This window comes from Streptomyces sp. NPDC047081 (genome assembly GCF_040643775.1).
Taxonomy (GTDB): Bacteria; Actinomycetota; Actinomycetes; order Streptomycetales; family Streptomycetaceae; genus Streptomyces.
This window is the reverse complement of sequence record NZ_JBEYUY010000002.1, coordinates 478,492-494,021: the sequence shown is the minus strand read 5'-3', so window position 1 is coordinate 494,021 and position 15,530 is coordinate 478,492. Positions and strand designations below refer to the sequence as shown.

The window sequence follows — 15,530 nt, the reverse complement described above, 5'->3', positions numbered from 1 at the left end:
CATCCCCCGGCACGGCGGTCCCTTCGCATACTGAGGGACATGGCCATCTACGACACGCTCGGCACGACGTACGGCCTCACCCGGCGACCGGATCCGCGGATCGCCGCGCGGATCCACGCCGCGCTCGGGGACGCCGCCGACGTGATCAACGTCGGCGCGGGCACCGGCTCCTACGAGCCGCCCTCCACGGTTCTCGCCGTCGAGCCGAGCCAGGTCATGATCAGCCAGCGCCCGCCGGGATCCGCGCCCGCGGTGTGCGCCGTCGCCGAGCGGCTTCCGTTGCGCACCGGCGCCGCCGACGCCGTGATGGCGCTGCTGACCGTGCACCACTGGACGGACCTGGCGGCGGGTCTCGCCGAGCTGCGCCGGGTCGCCCGCCGCCGGATCGTCGTCCTGACCTGGGACCAGGCGGTCTTCCGCGAGCGGTTCTGGCTCGTGCGCGACTACCTCCCGAGCGCCGCCGCCTTCGACGACACCCGCGCCGTACCGATCGAACGGCTGGCCGGGCTGCTCGGCGGGGCGTGCATCGAGCCCGTCCCCGTCCCGCACGACTGCACCGACGGGTTCGGCGCCGCGTTCTGGCGCCGGCCCGAGGCCTACCTCGATCCACGCGTGCGTGCCGGGATCTCCCTGTTCGCGCAGACCGGGGAGGACGCCCTCGCCCCGGGTCTCACGGCGCTCCGCGACGACCTGGCGACGGGCCGCTGGCACGACCGGCACGCCGATCTGCTCACGCTGGACAGCATGGACGTCGGCTACCGGCTGCTCGTCGCGGACAGCCGATCCCCCGGATGAGGGACCGCCGGCGCGAAGCGGTCAGGATCCGAGAAGCCGTCCACCGCTCCCCCGCCCTAGCGTGAAACCACCGACGAAAACCGTCGGGCCACCCGATGCGGAGGAGCACACCATGACCGCCGGCCTCAACACCGTCATCTACCCCGTCAAGGACATCGCCGCGGCGAAGGCCCTGTTCAGCGCGCTGCTGGAGGTGGAGCCGTACGCGGACGAGCCCTACTACGTCGGCTTCAAGGACGCCGGACAGGACATCGGCCTCGACCCCAACGGCCACGCCAAGGGCATGACCGGACCGGTGCCCTACTGGCACGTCTCCGACATCCGGGGCCGGCTCGCGGCGCTGCGCGAGGCGGGCGCCGAGGTGCTGCAGGACGCCCAGGACGTCGGCAACGGCAGGCTGATCGCCTTCGTGAAGGACGCCGACGGCAACCACATCGGGCTGCTCCAGGACCCGACCTCCTGACCCCTCCACTGCATGCACCCGCACTAATTGCACACTCAACGAATGGCCGATTCGGTGTTACCGTGCGGGTATGGCAGCGAAGACGGCCGAGGCCCGGCTCGAGGACAAGTGGCGGGACATCCTGTCCACGCACGCTCGCACGATGTGCGAGATCGACCGGGTGCTGCACCCGCACGGCCTGGGCGCGAGCGACTTCGAGGTGCTGGACATCCTCGCCTCCGAGTCGCCCCGCGAAGGGGACCAGTGCCGGGTGCAGAACCTGGTCGGCCGGGTCCATCTCAGCCAGAGCGCGCTGTCCCGGCTGATCGGCCGGCTGGAGAAGGAGGGCCTCCTGGAGCGCTCCGTCTGCGTGGAGGACCGGCGCGGCGTGTGGGTCGCCCTGACCACCAAGGGCCGGGACCTGCACACCGAGGTGCTGCCGCTGCAACGCGCCGCGCTGGAGCGGATGTTGGGCCAGAGAAGCCCCGGCGCCTAGTCCGGCGCCGAACCCCGCAGCATGAAGGCGATCACGTCGCTCAGCGCGTGCTCGCCGGTCTCCGGGGGCAGCATGCCGCTCGCCGCGAGGTTGGCGTACCCGTGCAGGGTCGCGAAGACCGGCACCGCCACCGACTCCATCGGCCCCGCGCGCAGTTCACCCCGTTTCTGCCCGTCGACGATCAGCGCCACCAGCTGGTCGGACCAGCGTTCGGTGGCCGCGACCAACGCCTCCGACGCCTCCGGATCGTGCTTGATCGAATACATCAGGTCCAGCAGTACGGCATTGCCGAGCGCGAATCCCACATAGGCGCGGATCATGGCGTCGAGGCGCTCCGCGAACGACTCCCCGACCCCCTCCTGCGACGCCTTCAGGGCCGTCGCCAGCCGGTCGAACCCGGTCAGCGCCAGGGCGTCGAGCAGCGCCTGCTTGTCCTTGAAGTGGCGGCTCGGCGCGGCATGACTGACGCCGAGATCACGGGCGAGCTCGCGCAGCGACAGCGCGGCCGGCCCCTTCTCCCGGAGCGTCTCCTCGGCGCGGGTCAGCAGCGCGGCGCGCAGGTCTCCGTGGTGGTAGCTGCGAGGGCGGGTGTACATACGCGCCAGTGTATCGGGCATGTGTTCCGTGCCTACATTGTTGGCACCGCCATCTTTGTTGTCATTGACAGCATTGTTGGCGGCGCCTACATTAGCTGCCATGACTACTGCACCCAGCAAGTGGACCGTGTCCGACATCCCCGACCAGAGCGGCCGCACCGTCGTCGTCACCGGCGCCAACAGCGGGCTCGGCATCGCGACCGTGGAGGCGCTGGCCGGCGCGGGCGCGCACGTCGTGCTCGCGGTCCGGGACCCGAAGCGCGGCGAGGCCGCGGCGGCCGGGGTCGACGGCAGCGTGGAGGTACGCCGCCTCGACCTCGCCGATCTCTCCTCCGTGCGCGAGTTCGCCTGGAACTGGCGGGGCGGCCTGGACGTGCTCATCAACAACGCCGGCGTCATGAACATCCCGGAGTCCACCACCAAGGACGGCTTCGAGACCCAGATCGGCACCAATCACCTGGGCCACTTCGCCCTGACGAACCTGCTGCTGCCGCGCATCACCGACCGGGTGGTGACCGTGTCGTCCGGCGCGCACAGGATCGGCGGCCCCTATATCCACTTCGACAACCTCAACCTCACCGGCGAGTACACGCCCATGAAGGCGTACGGCCAGTCCAAGCTGGCCAACCTGCTGTTCACGCTGGAACTGCAGCGCCGGCTGACGGAGTCGGGCTCGTCCGTGCGGGCCACGGCCGCGCACCCCGGCTATGCCGTGACGAATCTGCAGAGCCATGACGCCAGTGCTGTGCGGCGTCTCCTCATGCGGGTCGGCAACCGCGTCATGGCCCAGGACAACAAGGCCGGCGCCCTGCCCACCCTGTTCGCCGCCGTCCAGGACCTGCCCGGCGCGAGCTACGTCGGCCCCGACGGCCTCGGCGAGATGCGCGGCGCCCCGACCCTGGTCGGCCGTTCGCCCGCGGCCAGCGACCCGGCCGCCGCCCGCCATCTGTGGACCCTCTCCGAGGAGCTGACCGGCGTCACCTACCCCCAGCCCGCCACCGTCGACGCGGCGTGAGGGACCGAGGCCCCACGCCGCACGCTCAACTCCGGGCGTGCAGGCGGAAGACCGGATGGTCGGCGGGGTCCGGCAGCGCGGTCAGCACCGCGGAGACGGTCGGCATGGAGCCGTACTTGTCGCGGTACGCCGCCATGATGGGCGGGCGCTCGACCTCGGGGACCTCCTCCGCCATGAGGTCCTCGGTGCGGCCGTGGGCGGTGATCCGGCATTCGGGCGAGGCCTGGAGGTTGAGCGCCCAGTCGCTGAGGCCGCGGTAGGAGACGAGGTAGCGCGCGCCCTCGTACTCCAGTACGGCGATGGGCACCGTGCGCCACTGTCCGCTGGTGCGGCCGCGCACCGAGAGCCGGGACACGACCGACCGCCCGAACAGGGGCGCGAGCCGGTTGCCGACGTTCCGCTGCATCCAGGGCGGCTTGAGATAGGTGCGGTCCTTCATGCCGTGCCTCCTCGTCGGTTCCTCCGTTGCGGGGCGCCGCAGTCGTGCACATGTGGATCCTCCACCGTGAACCCACGGTTCACCAGGCCCCTGCGGAAGCGCTACGCGAGGCCGCCGAAGTCGGGAATGGTGACCGAGCCGTCCTCGGCGAGCGGGAAGCCGGGGTTGTGGGCGACCTCCCAGGCGTGGCCGTCGGGGTCGGTGAAGGCGCTGGAGTAGAAGCCGATGGCGTTGACGGCCGCTGGCTTGGTGACGGTCCCGCCGGCCCGTTCCACGGCCGCCAGCAGCGCGTCGACCTCGGCCTCCGAGCGGACGTTGTGCGCGAGGGCGATGCCGCCGAAACCCCTTGCGGGCGTGGGCTCCAGACCGCAGTCCCGGGCGAGTTCGTCCCGGCCCCACAGCACGAACCCGAGGCCGCCGGCCTGGAAGAAGACGGTCTCCGCGACCTCCTGTCCGCGCCAGCCCAGCGCCTCGTAGAAGGCCTTGGAGCGGACGAGATCGGAAACTCCCAGCGTGATCAGGGTGATGCGCTGTTCCATGAGATCACCGTACCCGCGTGGCAAGATCCCGTCTCCCGCGTGGCCGCCGCCTGGCGGTGCCATGCTGAAAGCAGACGCCGAGCCCGAGACCGGGAGACATCGCCTTGGCCGTGGAAGAGGACGGGGCCGCCGAGTTCAGTACGTACGTGACGCGTTCCGTGGAGGAGTCCCGGGCCGCGATCGCGGTGCACTACTACGATCTGCGCCTCGAAGTGGCTGGTGCGGCCGCGGACTTCTCCACCACCCTCAGTGTCGTCGACCTCGGCGCACTCACCGTCGGCGAGGTGAGCTTCGGCACCGAGATCCGGATGGGCTTCGGCGAACCCGGCTTCTACCACGTGGGCGTCCCGCTGGACGGCTACTGCACCGTCCAACAGGGCCACGGCGAGCCCGTGTTGGGCACCACCCGGCGAGGCCTCTTCTTCGATCCGGAGCAGCAGATACGCGTCGACACCTGGTCGGCGGACGCCCGCGTGGTCACCGTGAAGATCGACAAGGCGGCGCTGCTGCACCAGTTGGAGGTGCTGCTGGGCAGACCGGTGCGGCGGACGCCGTCGTTCGCGCCGGACTTCGACATCACCCGTGGCCCCGGCCGCAGTTGGGCGCAGCTCGCGCTGTGGAGCCTGCTGGAGCGGGACGCCTCGCACGGACTGCTGCGCTCCCCGCTGATCTGCGGCCGCCTCGAACAGACCCTTCTGGAAGGGGTGTTGCTGGCGGCCGACCACTCCTACCGCGAGCAACTGACCGCCCCGGCACCGCCGATGCGGCCGGCCGCCGTGAAGCGGGTCATGGACGTCGTACGAGAAAGGCCCGCCGAGCCCTACGACGCCGCGCATCTCGCGGCCATCGCCCAGGTCAGTCTGCGGAGCCTGCAGGAGGCGTTCCGCAAGCACGTCGGCATGTCGCCGATGGCGTACGTCAACGAGGTCCGGCTGCAGCGGGTGCGCGGGCAGCTGCGGGCGTCGGTGCCCGGGTCGACGACGGTCGCGCACGTGGCCTACCAGTGGGGTTTCGCCCACCTGGGCCGTTTCGCGCGGCGCTACCGGGAGCGCTTCGGGGAGTCACCCTCGCAGACCCTGCGCGCCGCGTGAATGCCTCGATCCGCCGCGTTTTGCGGACAGTCTCCGCGCATCAGGGAGCGACGCGGGCGCCCTCACGGACGTATCGTCTGCCACGGCGACCGCGGGCGTCCGAGGATGAACGGGGTCGGCGCCGTTCGTCCTCGTGCCGTGCGAGAGCCCGGGTGCGGGAGCGGGAGACCGCCCGCACCCTGCCCGGGCCCGGCCGCTCCCCTTCCGTGTTCGGTGGCCGGGCCGGGCCCCCTCGACCGCCTGCTACGGGCGCGCCAGCAGGGTGCGTACCCCTTCCGAGGTCAGCGTCAGCGGGTGGTCGGACCCGGCGTCGATGGTGAGCGACAGATCGTCCGCCGGCCACTGGGAGGCGAGCGCGCCCAGCGGCACCAGGCGGTAGCTGGAGATGTACGGCAGCAGTTCCGCCATCTCCACCTCGGAGGTGAAGACCGGAACGACCGGGTCACCGCCGGGCTGTTCCAGGACGGGCAGCGCCACGGCGGCGGGATCGGCCCCGTCACCCTGGCTCGCGTCGTCGGGCACGGGAACGAGCACATCGCTGCCGGCGAGCGTGTCCAGCGCCGCGGTGTCCTCGGTGTTTACGGCCAGCGCGTCCAGCGCCTGCCGGGCCGGTGTGACGTTGTTGCGGTGGGCAGGTGTGTCCATGGCAGATCCCCTGGTAGCGACGGTGGTACGCCCCACCCGAGGGCAAGATCGCTTCCGGGCGCGGCCCTGCTCGCGTACCCGATCGCAGGCGGGGCATACCTGCGATCGCACAAAAGTCGCCCCCGGGCGCTACGGGATCAGGGCGATGTGGTCCGAGGGCAGGCCGAGGCGGTCGCAGCCGACCCGTCGGGTCAGCGGCTCGGCCATGCTGGGGCCGACATGCGTCCAGTACGTGGCCGCGTCCCGGAAGTAGCGCTGCATCCGCTCGCCGTCTCGGGCGTGCCGGGAGCCGGCCGTGCGGAACAGGGTGCCCTGCAGTACGTCCCAGGCGATACGCCCGGCGTTCAGGAACATCAGCGCGAGCCGGTTGTCCTCGACGGTGGTGAAGGGGGCCTCACCGCTCACATTGCGCCTGCACGCCTCCATCCAGTCCTCGGCGGTCTGCCGCAGCGCCGCCTCGGCCATGTCGATCGCCCCGAGCGCCTCGCCGAGGTGGCGCTGGTAGTCGTGCAGGTCGGCACGGGTGCGGTCGGGCTCCATGGCGAGGGGGCGGGCGGCGATGATCCGGGCGTACTCGTCGGCGGCGGCGTACGCGGTGCCGATCATGATGGCGGCCAGCTCCCCGTGGAAGAAGCTGGGGGCGCGTCCCGCGTACATCGGGTTGCCGTGCAGCTCGGAGCCGGTGCTGCCGCCCTCCACCGGCAGGTCGAGCAGGAAAGCGTCGCGAGTGAAGTGTGCCGGGATACGCGCCTGCTCCATGTGCACGCTGTTCGAGCCGCTCCCGCGCAGTCCGAGGACCCCGTGCCAGTCGTCCAGCACCGTCCAGACCGACCGCGGCGCGACGAAGAGCACCGGCGGGCCGGGCGGGTCGCCTGGGGTGGCGGGCGCGCGGAGGGTCTGGCCGACGTAGTGGGTCGAGTACGGCGCGCCGGAGGAGTACGGCCAGGTGCCGTCGAGCACGACATGCCCGTCCCCGTCCGGCGTCGCGACCCCGACCGGCACGACGGTCGACGCGGCCCGGAACTCCCCGTCGGCACCGAAGATCTCGTCCTGCGCCCGCTCCTCGAAGAGCGTGGCCACCTGGAGCACATGGGCGGCGGTGAGCGAGAGGGCCCACCCGGTGGACGGGCACCCGCGGGCGATCTCGGTCACGACCCGGTAGAACACGGGCAGCCCGAACTCGTACCCGCCGTACCGCCGCGGCTGCAGGATCCGGTAGAACCCCGCCCGCAGAAAGTCCTCGTGGGTCTCCTTCGGGTAGTGCGTCAACTGCTCGGTCTCCGGCTGCCGTTCGAGCAGGGCGGGCCTGAGTGCCACGGCGCGCCGGATGATCTCGGCTTCGGTGAGGGCGGGTTCGGGAGGGGCGAGCACGGTGCCTCCTGACGTGTGGGGCCGTCCGGTTCGTGACGCGACACGAGTGATTGAACACGCCGAGGGCCCCGGGGTACCGACCCGAAATCGCCAACCGTCAGCCGAATTCAAGCGTCAGCTCGAAGTGGTCGGGGTCGAGCAGGCTGACGACGTGCTCGACGAAGCTGCCGTCCGCCGCACGGCTGGTGCGCCGCGTGTCGAGGAACCAGTCGCCCGGCGTCCGCCGCAGCAGCTCCGCCTCCCGCGCGTCGATCCGCCGCCCCGCCAGCCGCTGCTCGCCGTGGTCGGGCCGCAGCCCGGCCCGCAGCATCACATCGGCGAGGGACTCCCCCGCGAGCCCGCGCCCCGGCAGCTCCCGGATGCCGGGCACAGGCGGCAGAAAGCTTCGTTCGTACGTCACCACCGTGCCGTCGGCGACCAGCTCGCGGGTCCGCTCCACGCACACGAACTCACCGCCGTCCAGGGCGAGTTGCTCGGCCAGCTCCGCCTCGCGGACTTCCCGTACGGCCAGCGTCCGCACCTCCGCGTCGGTGCCATGGGTGGCGAGGGCGCGGGCCCAGCCGAGGCTGTCCTCCAGGGGGCGGCCATCGAAGAGGACGTACGAGCCCTTGCCGGTGCGGGTGGCGATCAGACCGGCCTCGCACAGTTCGGCGAGGGCCGCGCGGACCGTCGTACGGCTGACTCCGAACCGCTGGGCCAGGGCGTGCTCGCCGGGCAGCCGCTCCCCCGCGGGGCGGCTGCCGCTGCGGATCTCCTTCGCGAGCACCTCCGTGATCCGCTGGTGCTTGAGCCGGACTCCGCTCACCCGGCCTCCCCGAGAATCTCGGCGACGGTCGTCACGCGGATCAGCGGCCGGTACAGGTCCATGATCTGGAGGGCCTTGCTGTGCGAGTCGTCGTCGGCGCCCGCGCAGGCGTCCGCGGCGACCATCACCTCGACACCGGCGTCAGCGGCGGCGAGGGCGGTGGACAGGACGCAGCAGTCGGTGCTGACGCCCGCGAGCACCAGGCGGCCCTCGGGGCCGACGTGCCGCGCGAGTTCCGGGGTCCACTTGCCGAAGGTGGCGGCGTCGACGACGTGACCCTTGTGGTCGGTGAACTCGTCGGTGAGTTCCCAGAGTTGGGCGCCGGGCGGTTGGAGGGCGAAGGGCCACTGGTCGTAGTAGGCGCGCCAGGCGCCCTCCGGTTTCGCGGGGGCCAGGAAGCGGGTGAAGGCGACCCGTTCGCCGAAGGCCGGCAGCAGACGTCGTACTCCTGCCGCGGCTTCGGCGTAACGGGGCGTGGCCCAGGGGCTGTCGGGGTCGGCGAAGACGCGTTGCATGTCGATGACCGCGAGCAGACCGGTGGTCATACGGCCGCCTCCGCGTCCAGCGGGCTCGGGGCCTGCGCCTCCTGGGCGTGGACGCGGCCGCGGCTCAGGACGAGGGTGCCGAGGAAGCCGAGCGCGAGGGCGGCCAGGACCCCGAGGTTGGCGTACGCCCAGGCGCCGGACTTGCCGCCGAGGCCGAAGGGGTCGAGCAGATAGCCCTGCCAAGTCAGCCAGCTCGCGGCCGAGTTGGTGACCAGGCCCCAGCCGAGTGCGGTGGCGGCGACGGTGAGCAGGAGCGGGGTGAGCGGGACGTCGCCGTAGCGGCCGGCGGGGCGGTAGAGGTCGCCCTCGTCGTAGTCGCGGCGGCGCAGGGCGAGGTCGGCGAGCATGATGCCGCACCAGGCGGCGATGGGGACGCCCAGCGTGGTGAGGAAGCCCATGAACTGGCCGAGGAAGTCGTCGGCGAAGAACACGATGTAGATCGAACCCGCGATCATCAGGACGCCGTCCACGAAGGCGGCCAGGTAGCGGGGGATTCTCAGGCCCGCCGAGAGCAGGGCGAGGCCCGAGGAGTAGATGTCGAGGACCGCGCCGCCGACCAGTCCGAGCACCGCGACCACGGCGAACGGGACCAGGAACCAGGTCGGCAGGATGGTCGTGAGGGCGCCGATGGGGTCGGCGGCGACGGCCGTGTTGAGCTTGGTGGAGGAGCCGGCCAGCAGCAGGCCGAAGACCAGCAGCAGGAGCGGGGCGACCGATGCGCCGAAGGTGGTCCAGCCGATCACTCCCCTGCTGGACGAACTCCGCGGCAGATAGCGGGAGTAGTCGGCGGCGGCGTTGACCCAGCCGAGGCCGAAGCCGGTCATCATGAAGACCAGCGCGCCGATGAACTCCTGGGCGGAGCCCGCCGGTAGAGCGCTGACAGTGCTCCAGTGGATGTGGTCGGCGACCAGCCCGATGTAGACGACGGTGAGCACGCCCGTGACGACCGTGATCACGGTCTGCAGCCGCATGATCAGGTCGAAGCCCATCACGCCGCCGACGACGGTGAGCGCGCCGACCAGGACGAGGGCGACGACCTTGGTCTCGGTGCCGCCGCCCCAGCCGAGCCGTCCGAAGACGGTCGCGGTGGCCATGGTGGCGAGGGCGCACAGCACGGTCTCCCAACCGACGGTGAGCACCCAGGAGATCACCGACGGCAGCCGGTTGCCGCGTACGCCGTACGCGGCCCGGCTGAGGACCATCGTCGGCGCGGAGCCGCGCTTTCCGGCCACCGCGATGAAGCCGCACAGCAGGAAGGAGAAGACGATGCCGATGACGCCTGCGACGAGCGCCTGCCAGAAGGAGATCCCGAAGCCGAGCGCGAAGGCGCCGTAACTCAGGCCGAGGATCGAGACGTTGGCCCCGAACCAGGGCCAGAACAGGGTCCGCGGGGTGCCCTTGCGCTCGCTGTCGCCGATGACGTCGAGGCCGTGTGTCTCCACCTGAAGCGATTCCGCCATCGTCGACCTACCTGTCCAGACGTGTTTGAACGAGGCTAGGCAGGGCTTCATGAGCGCGTCAACAGCAGAGCCGACCGGCGGACAGGAGCCCGGTCTCCCCGATGCTCAGCGCGCCCAGAACGGCAGCGGCGCGCAGACGTTCGCGCAGGTGTAGCCGCCGGGCATCAGCAGGCCCGCGTCGTCCTCGTTGTTGTCGCCGCCCGCGAAGTAGACGTCGGGGACCCAGCCCCAGCGGCCGTTGTCCGCCATGGTGGAGCCCCACCAGTAGTTCTCGGCGGAGCCGTCCCGGAAGGTCTCGCCCTTCATCTCGGTGACGAACCAGTTGGCGGCGCCGCCCTGTTCGAGGTAGCCGACGACGGGGGCGCCGGGCGAGCGGGTGGCGTAGACGGGGACGTGGCCGCGGGTGAGGTTGCAGTACTTCACCTCCGTCCCCGGCCACACGTGTCCGGTGCCGGGGTCGGTCAGGTCCTTCTTGGTGGGGCTGTGACAGGGGACGTTGTCGGTGGCGTGGGCGACGGGAGCGGTCAGGGCCGCCAGGGCGGCGAGCGCCGCGGCGGCCGTGGTGAGTCCGCGCTTGATGTGGATCATGCCCTCGGGAACGACCGGTTCCGGTGGATGGTCACGCCCGGTGTGGTTCAGGCGGGGGTCTCCGGGCGGTCGGGCGCGGCCCAGTGGGTGTGGAAGGCGCCGGGCCGGTCGGTGCGGCGGTAGGTGTGGGCGCCGAAGTAGTCGCGCTGGCCCTGCAGGAGGGCAGCGGGCAGGCGCCCGGCGCGCAGGGTGTCGTAGTGCGCGAGCGCGGCGGAGAAGGCCGGGACCGGGATGCCGCGCCGGGCGGCGGAGGCGACCGTCTCCCGCCACGGCACCTGCGCGTCCGTGATCTCCATGGCGAACTCCATCTCGCCCAGCAGGCTGACCAGTTCGCGGTCGGCGGCGTACGCGGCGCGGATGCGGTCGAGGAAGGAGGCCCGGATGATGCAGCCGCCGCGCCAGATCCCGGCGACGGTGCCGAGGTCGATCTTCCAGCCGTACTCGGCGGCCGCGTCCTGGATCATCTTCAGGCCCTGGTCGTAGGCGATGACCTTGGACGCGTACAGGGCGTGCTCGACCTGGGAGGCGAAGCGTTCGGCCTCGGTACGGCTGAGCAGCGGGCGGGTGCCGCCGGGCAGGCCCGCGTAGGCGGCGCGCAGCTCGTTCTGGCCGGAGGCGGCGCGGGCGAAGGTGGCCTGGGCGATGGCGGTGACCGGCGAGGCGAGGTCCAGCGCGGTCTGCACGGTCCAGCGGCCGGTGCCCTTCTGGCCGGCGGCGTCCTGGACGATGTCGACGAAGGGGACGCCGGTCTCCGGGTCGGTGTGGGCCAGCACCTCGGCGGTGATCTCGACGAGGTAGGAGCCGAGCCGCCCCTCGTTCCAGCGCCGGAAGACGTCCGCGATCTCGGCCGGGGTGTACCCGCCGACCTGGCGCAGCAGGTCGTAGGCCTCCGCGATGAGCTGCATGTCGGCGTACTCGATGCCGTTGTGCACCATCTTCACGAAGTGCCCGGCGCCGTCGCCGGCGATATGGGCGGCGCAGGGCTCGCCGTCGACCTTGGCGCTGATGGTCTCGAACATCGGGCCTAGGGTCTCGTACGCCTCCACGGAGCCGCCGACCATGATCGACGGCCCCTCCAGCGCGCCCTCCTCGCCGCCGGAGACGCCGGCGCCGACGAAGTGGATGCCGCGCTCGCGCAGGGCGGCCTCGCGGCGGCGGGTGTCGGCGAAGTGGGCGTTGCCGCCGTCGATGATCATGTCGCCGGGCTCCAGGAGCGCGGCGAACTCGTCGATGACTGCGTCGGTGGCCGGGCCCGCCTGCACCATGACCATCAGACGTCGGGGGCGCTCCAGGGCGGCCACGAACTCCTCGGCCGTCTCCGCGGCGACGAACGTGCCCTCGTCGCCGTAGACCTCCATGAGCGCGCGCGTGCGGCCCACCGTGCGGTTGTGGACGGCGACGGTGTAGCCGCGGCGGGCGAAGTTCCGCGCCAGGTTGCGGCCCATCACGCCCAGGCCGGTCACGCCGATGGCTGCGGTTGCGTTCATGGTGTACGTCCCTCGATCGGGTGCGGTGACGGTCACGGGGCGGGCGACCCCGTGACCCTCAGGTACGCAGCGGCGGCCGGATCGTCTCGATTCCGGGTGGGACGGGTGTGACGAACCCCGCTCAAACGATCGATCAAAAGGGGATTAACATATGAGCGCCGCCTAGCTCGAAAGATGGTTCCGTGACTGTCAACGACGACTCGTTCACCGACTGGATGACCCGCGAGGAAACCGCGGAGTCGATGATCCCGATCATCGGGAAGCTGCACCGCGAGCGGGACGTCACCGTCCTGCTGCACAGCCGCTCCCTGGTGAACAAGTCGGTGGTGAGCATCCTCAAGACCCACCGTTTCGCCCGGCAGATAGCCGGCGAGGAGCTCTCGGTCACCGAGACCCTGCCGTTCCTGCAGGCCCTGACCGCGCTCGACCTGGGCCCGTCCCAGATCGACATCGGCATGCTCGCCGCGACCTACAAGAGCGACGACCGCGGTCTGACCGTGGAGGCCTTCACCGCCGAGGCCGTCGCGGGTGCCACCGGCGCCAACAAGATCGAGCGCGGCGAGGGCCGTGACGTCGTCCTGTACGGCTTCGGCCGCATCGGCCGCCTCGTCGCCCGGCTGCTGGTCGAGAAGGCCGGCTCCGGCAACGGTCTGCGGCTGCGCGCCATCGTCGTCCGCGGCGGCGGCGGCCGGTCCGCCGAAGATCTCGTCAAGCGCGCCTCGCTGCTGCGCCGCGACTCCATCCACGGCCAGTTCCAGGGCACGATCACCGTGGACGAGGCGAGCAGCACGATCTTCGCCAACGGCAACGCGATCAAGGTGATCTACGCCAACGACCCGTCCGAGGTCGACTACACGGCGTACGGCATCAGCAACGCCATCCTGATCGACAACACCGGCAAGTGGCGCGACCGTGAGGGCCTCTCGCAGCACCTGCGCCCCGGCATCGACAAGGTGGTGCTGACCGCGCCGGGCAAGGGCGACGTCCCGAACATCGTGCACGGCGTCAACCACGACACGATCAAGCCGGACGAGCAGATCCTGTCCTGCGCCTCCTGCACCACCAACGCGATCGTGCCGCCGCTGAAGGCGATGGACGACGAGTTCGGCGTGGAGCGCGGTCACGTGGAGACGGTCCACTCGTTCACCAACGACCAGAACCTGCTGGACAACTACCACAAGGCCGACCGCCGCGGCCGCTCCGCGCCGCTCAACATGGTCATCACCGAGACCGGTGCCGCCTCCGCCGTGGCCAAGGCGATGCCCGACTTCAAGGCGCGCATCACCGGCAGCTCGATCCGGGTGCCGGTGCCGGACGTCTCGATCGCGATCCTCAACCTCCAGCTGTCCCGGGAGACCTCCCGCGAGGAGGTCCTGGACTACCTGCGGGACGTGTCGCTGACCTCGCCGCTCAAGCGCCAGATCGACTTCACCACGGCCCCCGACGCGGTCTCCAGCGACTTCATCGGCTCCCGCCACGCCTCGATCGTCGACGCGGGCGCCACCAAGGTCGAGGGCGACAACGCGATCCTCTACCTCTGGTACGACAACGAGTTCGGCTACTCCTGCCAGGTCATCCGGGTCGTCCAGCACGTCTCCGGGGTCGAGTACCCGACCTTCCCGAGCCCGGCGGTCTGACCAGGTCGGATTGTCTGGTCAAGGGTCGGCAATATGACCTTTGGCCAGACAATTCCAGGGAATGAATCCGGCCAGTGGGGTGGATCAACACTCTGGAGGCGCCGTGACCACATCGTCACAACCGCGGGTGCAGGGCCTGGAGATCCGCTCCATCGACTACGTCCCCCTGGACGAGCGCCACGGCAAGCTGTGGCACCTCGGCCCGCTGTGGTTCATGTCGAACGCCCAGATCGCCACCCTCGCGGTGGGCCTGATCAGCATCACCGAGGGCGGCAACCTCATCTGGTCGCTCATCGCGATCGTCGCGGGCACCGTCCTCGGCACCTTCTTCATGGCCTTCCACTCGGCCCAGGGACCGCAGCTGGGCCTGCCGCAGATGATCCAGTCCCGGCCGCAGTTCGGCTACGTCGGAGCCCTGCTGGTCTGGCTGTTCGCCTACGTCCAGTACGCGGGCTTCAACGTCTTCAACACGATCCTCGCCGGCGAGGCCCTGCACACCACCGTGCACGGGGGCGCCAAGCTGTGGGTGGTCGTGGTCACGGTGGTCGCCCTGGTCATCGCCCTCGTCGGGTACGACGTGATCCACAAGGCCGAGCAGTTCCTGACGTACACCTTCCTGGTCGTCTTCGGTGTCTTCACCGTCGGCGTCCTGGTCACCCTGCACTACCCGGCGGGCTCCTTCGACCTCGGCGCCTTCAAGTGGACGCCGTTCCTGGCCCAGTTCGGCGTGGTCGCCGGCTACCAGATCAGCTGGGCGATCTACGTGTCCGACTACTCCCGCTACCTCCCGCCCGGCGTGACGGTCCGCAAGACCTTCTACTGGACCTACTTCGGCTCCGCCCTCGGTGGCATCTGGCTGATGGTCCTCGGCTCGCTCCTCGCCGCCTGGGCGGGCAAGGACTTCGACACGATCGAGTCGATCAACGCGGCGGGCGACAAGGTGTTCAGCGGCTTCGGCGCGATCGTGCTCCTCTTCGCCGTCCTGGGCCTGGTCTCCGTGACGGCGCTCAACATGTACGGCGGTTCGCTCACGTTGATCAGTGCCGTCGACTCGATCAAGAGGGTGCGCCCGACGCTGTCGGTACGCCTGGTGACGATCGGCCTCACGGCGGCGCTCTCCCTGGTCGGCGCCCTCGCCGCGACCTCCAACTTCCTGGAGAACTTCAACAACTTCCTGCTGCTGGTCCTCTACCTCTTCATCCCGTGGACCGCCGTCAACCTCATGGACTACTACGTGGTGCGCCGCGGCCACTACGCCATCGCCGAGATCTTCAACCCGCGCGGGATCTACGGCCGTTGGGGCTGGCACGGCATCATCTCGTACCTGGTCGGCTTCGCCGTCATGATCCCGTTCTTCTCCGTCGGCACCCTCTACACGGGGCCCATCGCCGACGCCCTGGACGGCGCCGACATCTCCCTGTTCATCGGCCTGCCGGTCTCCGCGGCGCTCTACTGGTGGCTGACCCGGTCGATCGACGTGGAGGCCGAGGCACGGGTGGCCGCGGCGGAGGCGGAAGCACTGGAGCAGGCGGCGCACGAGCACCGGGAGCCGTGAGGCACCTCGTTGTCACAGCCGGAC

Annotated in this window: 17 protein-coding genes; 7 read left to right on the top strand and 10 right to left on the bottom strand. The window is 70.7% G+C overall.

Annotated elements, in window-relative coordinates; all coding sequences use genetic code 11:
- The first annotated feature begins 39 nt into the window (after positions 1 to 39).
- From ABZ848_RS05310 to ABZ848_RS05300, 3 genes are all read left to right on the top strand, one after another.
- Complete coding sequence (locus ABZ848_RS05310) at positions 40 to 795, top strand: methyltransferase domain-containing protein (protein ID WP_360825578.1); 756 nt, start codon at positions 40 to 42, stop codon at positions 793 to 795.
- A gap of 112 nt (positions 796 to 907) precedes the next feature.
- Positions 908 to 1,258: a VOC family protein gene (locus ABZ848_RS05305; protein ID WP_242769228.1), complete on the top strand. Its 351-nt coding sequence runs from the start codon at positions 908 to 910 to the stop codon at positions 1,256 to 1,258.
- A gap of 70 nt (positions 1,259 to 1,328) precedes the next feature.
- Positions 1,329 to 1,733: a MarR family transcriptional regulator gene (locus ABZ848_RS05300; RefSeq protein WP_360825574.1), complete on the top strand. Its 405-nt coding sequence runs from the start codon at positions 1,329 to 1,331 to the stop codon at positions 1,731 to 1,733.
- Here the strand turns inward: ABZ848_RS05300 and ABZ848_RS05295 are convergent.
- On the bottom strand, positions 1,730 to 2,329 hold the full coding sequence (locus ABZ848_RS05295) for a TetR/AcrR family transcriptional regulator (RefSeq protein WP_360825571.1): 600 nt from the start codon (positions 2,327 to 2,329) through the stop codon (positions 1,730 to 1,732). The genes ABZ848_RS05300 and ABZ848_RS05295 overlap by 4 nt on opposite strands.
- Positions 2,330 to 2,429: 100 nt before the next feature.
- Between ABZ848_RS05295 and ABZ848_RS05290 the strand changes: the two genes are divergently transcribed.
- Complete coding sequence (locus tag ABZ848_RS05290) at positions 2,430 to 3,344, top strand: oxidoreductase (RefSeq protein WP_360825569.1); 915 nt, start codon at positions 2,430 to 2,432, stop codon at positions 3,342 to 3,344.
- A 25-nt stretch (positions 3,345 to 3,369) separates the two neighbouring features.
- On the opposite strand, the gene ABZ848_RS05285 is transcribed toward ABZ848_RS05290, so the two are convergent.
- The gene (locus ABZ848_RS05285; RefSeq protein WP_360825566.1) at positions 3,370 to 3,783 is read right to left on the bottom strand and encodes a nitroreductase/quinone reductase family protein; all 414 of its coding nucleotides are present in this window, start codon (positions 3,781 to 3,783) and stop codon (positions 3,370 to 3,372) included.
- 101 nt (positions 3,784 to 3,884) lie between these two features.
- Positions 3,885 to 4,322 (bottom strand): VOC family protein, encoded by a 438-nt coding sequence (locus ABZ848_RS05280; RefSeq protein WP_360825564.1) that lies wholly within the window; start codon positions 4,320 to 4,322, stop codon positions 3,885 to 3,887.
- 110 nt (positions 4,323 to 4,432) lie between these two features.
- Here ABZ848_RS05280 and ABZ848_RS05275 point away from each other — a divergent pair, with 110 nt between their 5' ends.
- A complete protein-coding gene (locus ABZ848_RS05275; RefSeq protein WP_360825831.1) occupies positions 4,433 to 5,413 on the top strand; it encodes an AraC family transcriptional regulator in 981 nt (326 codons plus the stop codon).
- Between the two features lie 243 nt (positions 5,414 to 5,656).
- On the opposite strand, the gene ABZ848_RS05270 is transcribed toward ABZ848_RS05275, so the two are convergent.
- The 7 genes from ABZ848_RS05270 to gndA all read right to left on the bottom strand — a co-directional run bounded on the left by ABZ848_RS05270 (position 5,657) and on the right by gndA (position 12,314).
- Positions 5,657 to 6,058 (bottom strand): SseB family protein, encoded by a 402-nt coding sequence (locus tag ABZ848_RS05270; protein ID WP_360825561.1) that lies wholly within the window; start codon positions 6,056 to 6,058, stop codon positions 5,657 to 5,659.
- A gap of 129 nt (positions 6,059 to 6,187) precedes the next feature.
- On the bottom strand, positions 6,188 to 7,429 hold the full coding sequence (locus ABZ848_RS05265; protein ID WP_360825558.1) for an acyl-CoA dehydrogenase family protein: 1,242 nt from the start codon (positions 7,427 to 7,429) through the stop codon (positions 6,188 to 6,190).
- Positions 7,430 to 7,526: 97 nt separating this feature from the next.
- Complete coding sequence (locus ABZ848_RS05260; RefSeq protein WP_360825555.1) at positions 7,527 to 8,234, bottom strand: GntR family transcriptional regulator; 708 nt, start codon at positions 8,232 to 8,234, stop codon at positions 7,527 to 7,529.
- Complete coding sequence (locus ABZ848_RS05255) at positions 8,231 to 8,779, bottom strand: isochorismatase family protein (protein ID WP_360825552.1); 549 nt, start codon at positions 8,777 to 8,779, stop codon at positions 8,231 to 8,233. The genes ABZ848_RS05260 and ABZ848_RS05255 overlap by 4 nt, the downstream gene beginning before the upstream one ends.
- Complete coding sequence (locus ABZ848_RS05250; protein ID WP_360825549.1) at positions 8,776 to 10,239, bottom strand: cytosine permease; 1,464 nt, start codon at positions 10,237 to 10,239, stop codon at positions 8,776 to 8,778. Before ABZ848_RS05250 ends, ABZ848_RS05255 begins: the two co-directional genes overlap by 4 nt.
- Before the next feature lie 105 nt (positions 10,240 to 10,344).
- The gene (locus ABZ848_RS05245; RefSeq protein ID WP_360825546.1) at positions 10,345 to 10,827 is read right to left on the bottom strand and encodes a hypothetical protein; all 483 of its coding nucleotides are present in this window, start codon (positions 10,825 to 10,827) and stop codon (positions 10,345 to 10,347) included.
- 47 nt (positions 10,828 to 10,874) lie between these two features.
- Entirely contained in the window at positions 10,875 to 12,314 is a 1,440-nt protein-coding gene (gndA, locus tag ABZ848_RS05240; protein ID WP_360825543.1) for an NADP-dependent phosphogluconate dehydrogenase, read from the bottom strand.
- Positions 12,315 to 12,496: 182 nt separating this feature from the next.
- Here gndA and ABZ848_RS05235 point away from each other — a divergent pair, with 182 nt between their 5' ends.
- Positions 12,497 to 13,951 (top strand): glyceraldehyde-3-phosphate dehydrogenase, encoded by a 1,455-nt coding sequence (locus ABZ848_RS05235; RefSeq protein WP_360825541.1) that lies wholly within the window; start codon positions 12,497 to 12,499, stop codon positions 13,949 to 13,951.
- A gap of 103 nt (positions 13,952 to 14,054) precedes the next feature.
- Positions 14,055 to 15,506, top strand: coding sequence for a cytosine permease (locus ABZ848_RS05230; RefSeq protein ID WP_360825538.1), 1,452 nt, complete (start codon positions 14,055 to 14,057; stop codon positions 15,504 to 15,506).
- Positions 15,507 to 15,530: the final 24 nt, after the last annotated feature.

Coding starts and splice junctions, on each gene's coding strand:
- ABZ848_RS05310 (WP_360825578.1), top strand. CDS start 40: ATGGCCATCTACGACACGCTCGGCACGACGTACGGCCTCACCCGGCGA.
- ABZ848_RS05305 (WP_242769228.1), top strand. CDS start 908: ATGACCGCCGGCCTCAACACCGTCATCTACCCCGTCAAGGACATCGCC.
- ABZ848_RS05300 (WP_360825574.1), top strand. CDS start 1,329: ATGGCAGCGAAGACGGCCGAGGCCCGGCTCGAGGACAAGTGGCGGGAC.
- ABZ848_RS05295 (WP_360825571.1), bottom strand. CDS start 2,329: ATGTACACCCGCCCTCGCAGCTACCACCACGGAGACCTGCGCGCCGCG.
- ABZ848_RS05290 (WP_360825569.1), top strand. CDS start 2,430: ATGACTACTGCACCCAGCAAGTGGACCGTGTCCGACATCCCCGACCAG.
- ABZ848_RS05285 (WP_360825566.1), bottom strand. CDS start 3,783: ATGAAGGACCGCACCTATCTCAAGCCGCCCTGGATGCAGCGGAACGTC.
- ABZ848_RS05280 (WP_360825564.1), bottom strand. CDS start 4,322: ATGGAACAGCGCATCACCCTGATCACGCTGGGAGTTTCCGATCTCGTC.
- ABZ848_RS05270 (WP_360825561.1), bottom strand. CDS start 6,058: ATGGACACACCTGCCCACCGCAACAACGTCACACCGGCCCGGCAGGCG.
- ABZ848_RS05255 (WP_360825552.1), bottom strand. CDS start 8,779: ATGACCACCGGTCTGCTCGCGGTCATCGACATGCAACGCGTCTTCGCC.
- ABZ848_RS05250 (WP_360825549.1), bottom strand. CDS start 10,239: ATGGCGGAATCGCTTCAGGTGGAGACACACGGCCTCGACGTCATCGGC.
- ABZ848_RS05245 (WP_360825546.1), bottom strand. CDS start 10,827: ATGATCCACATCAAGCGCGGACTCACCACGGCCGCCGCGGCGCTCGCC.
- gndA (WP_360825543.1), bottom strand. CDS start 12,314: ATGAACGCAACCGCAGCCATCGGCGTGACCGGCCTGGGCGTGATGGGC.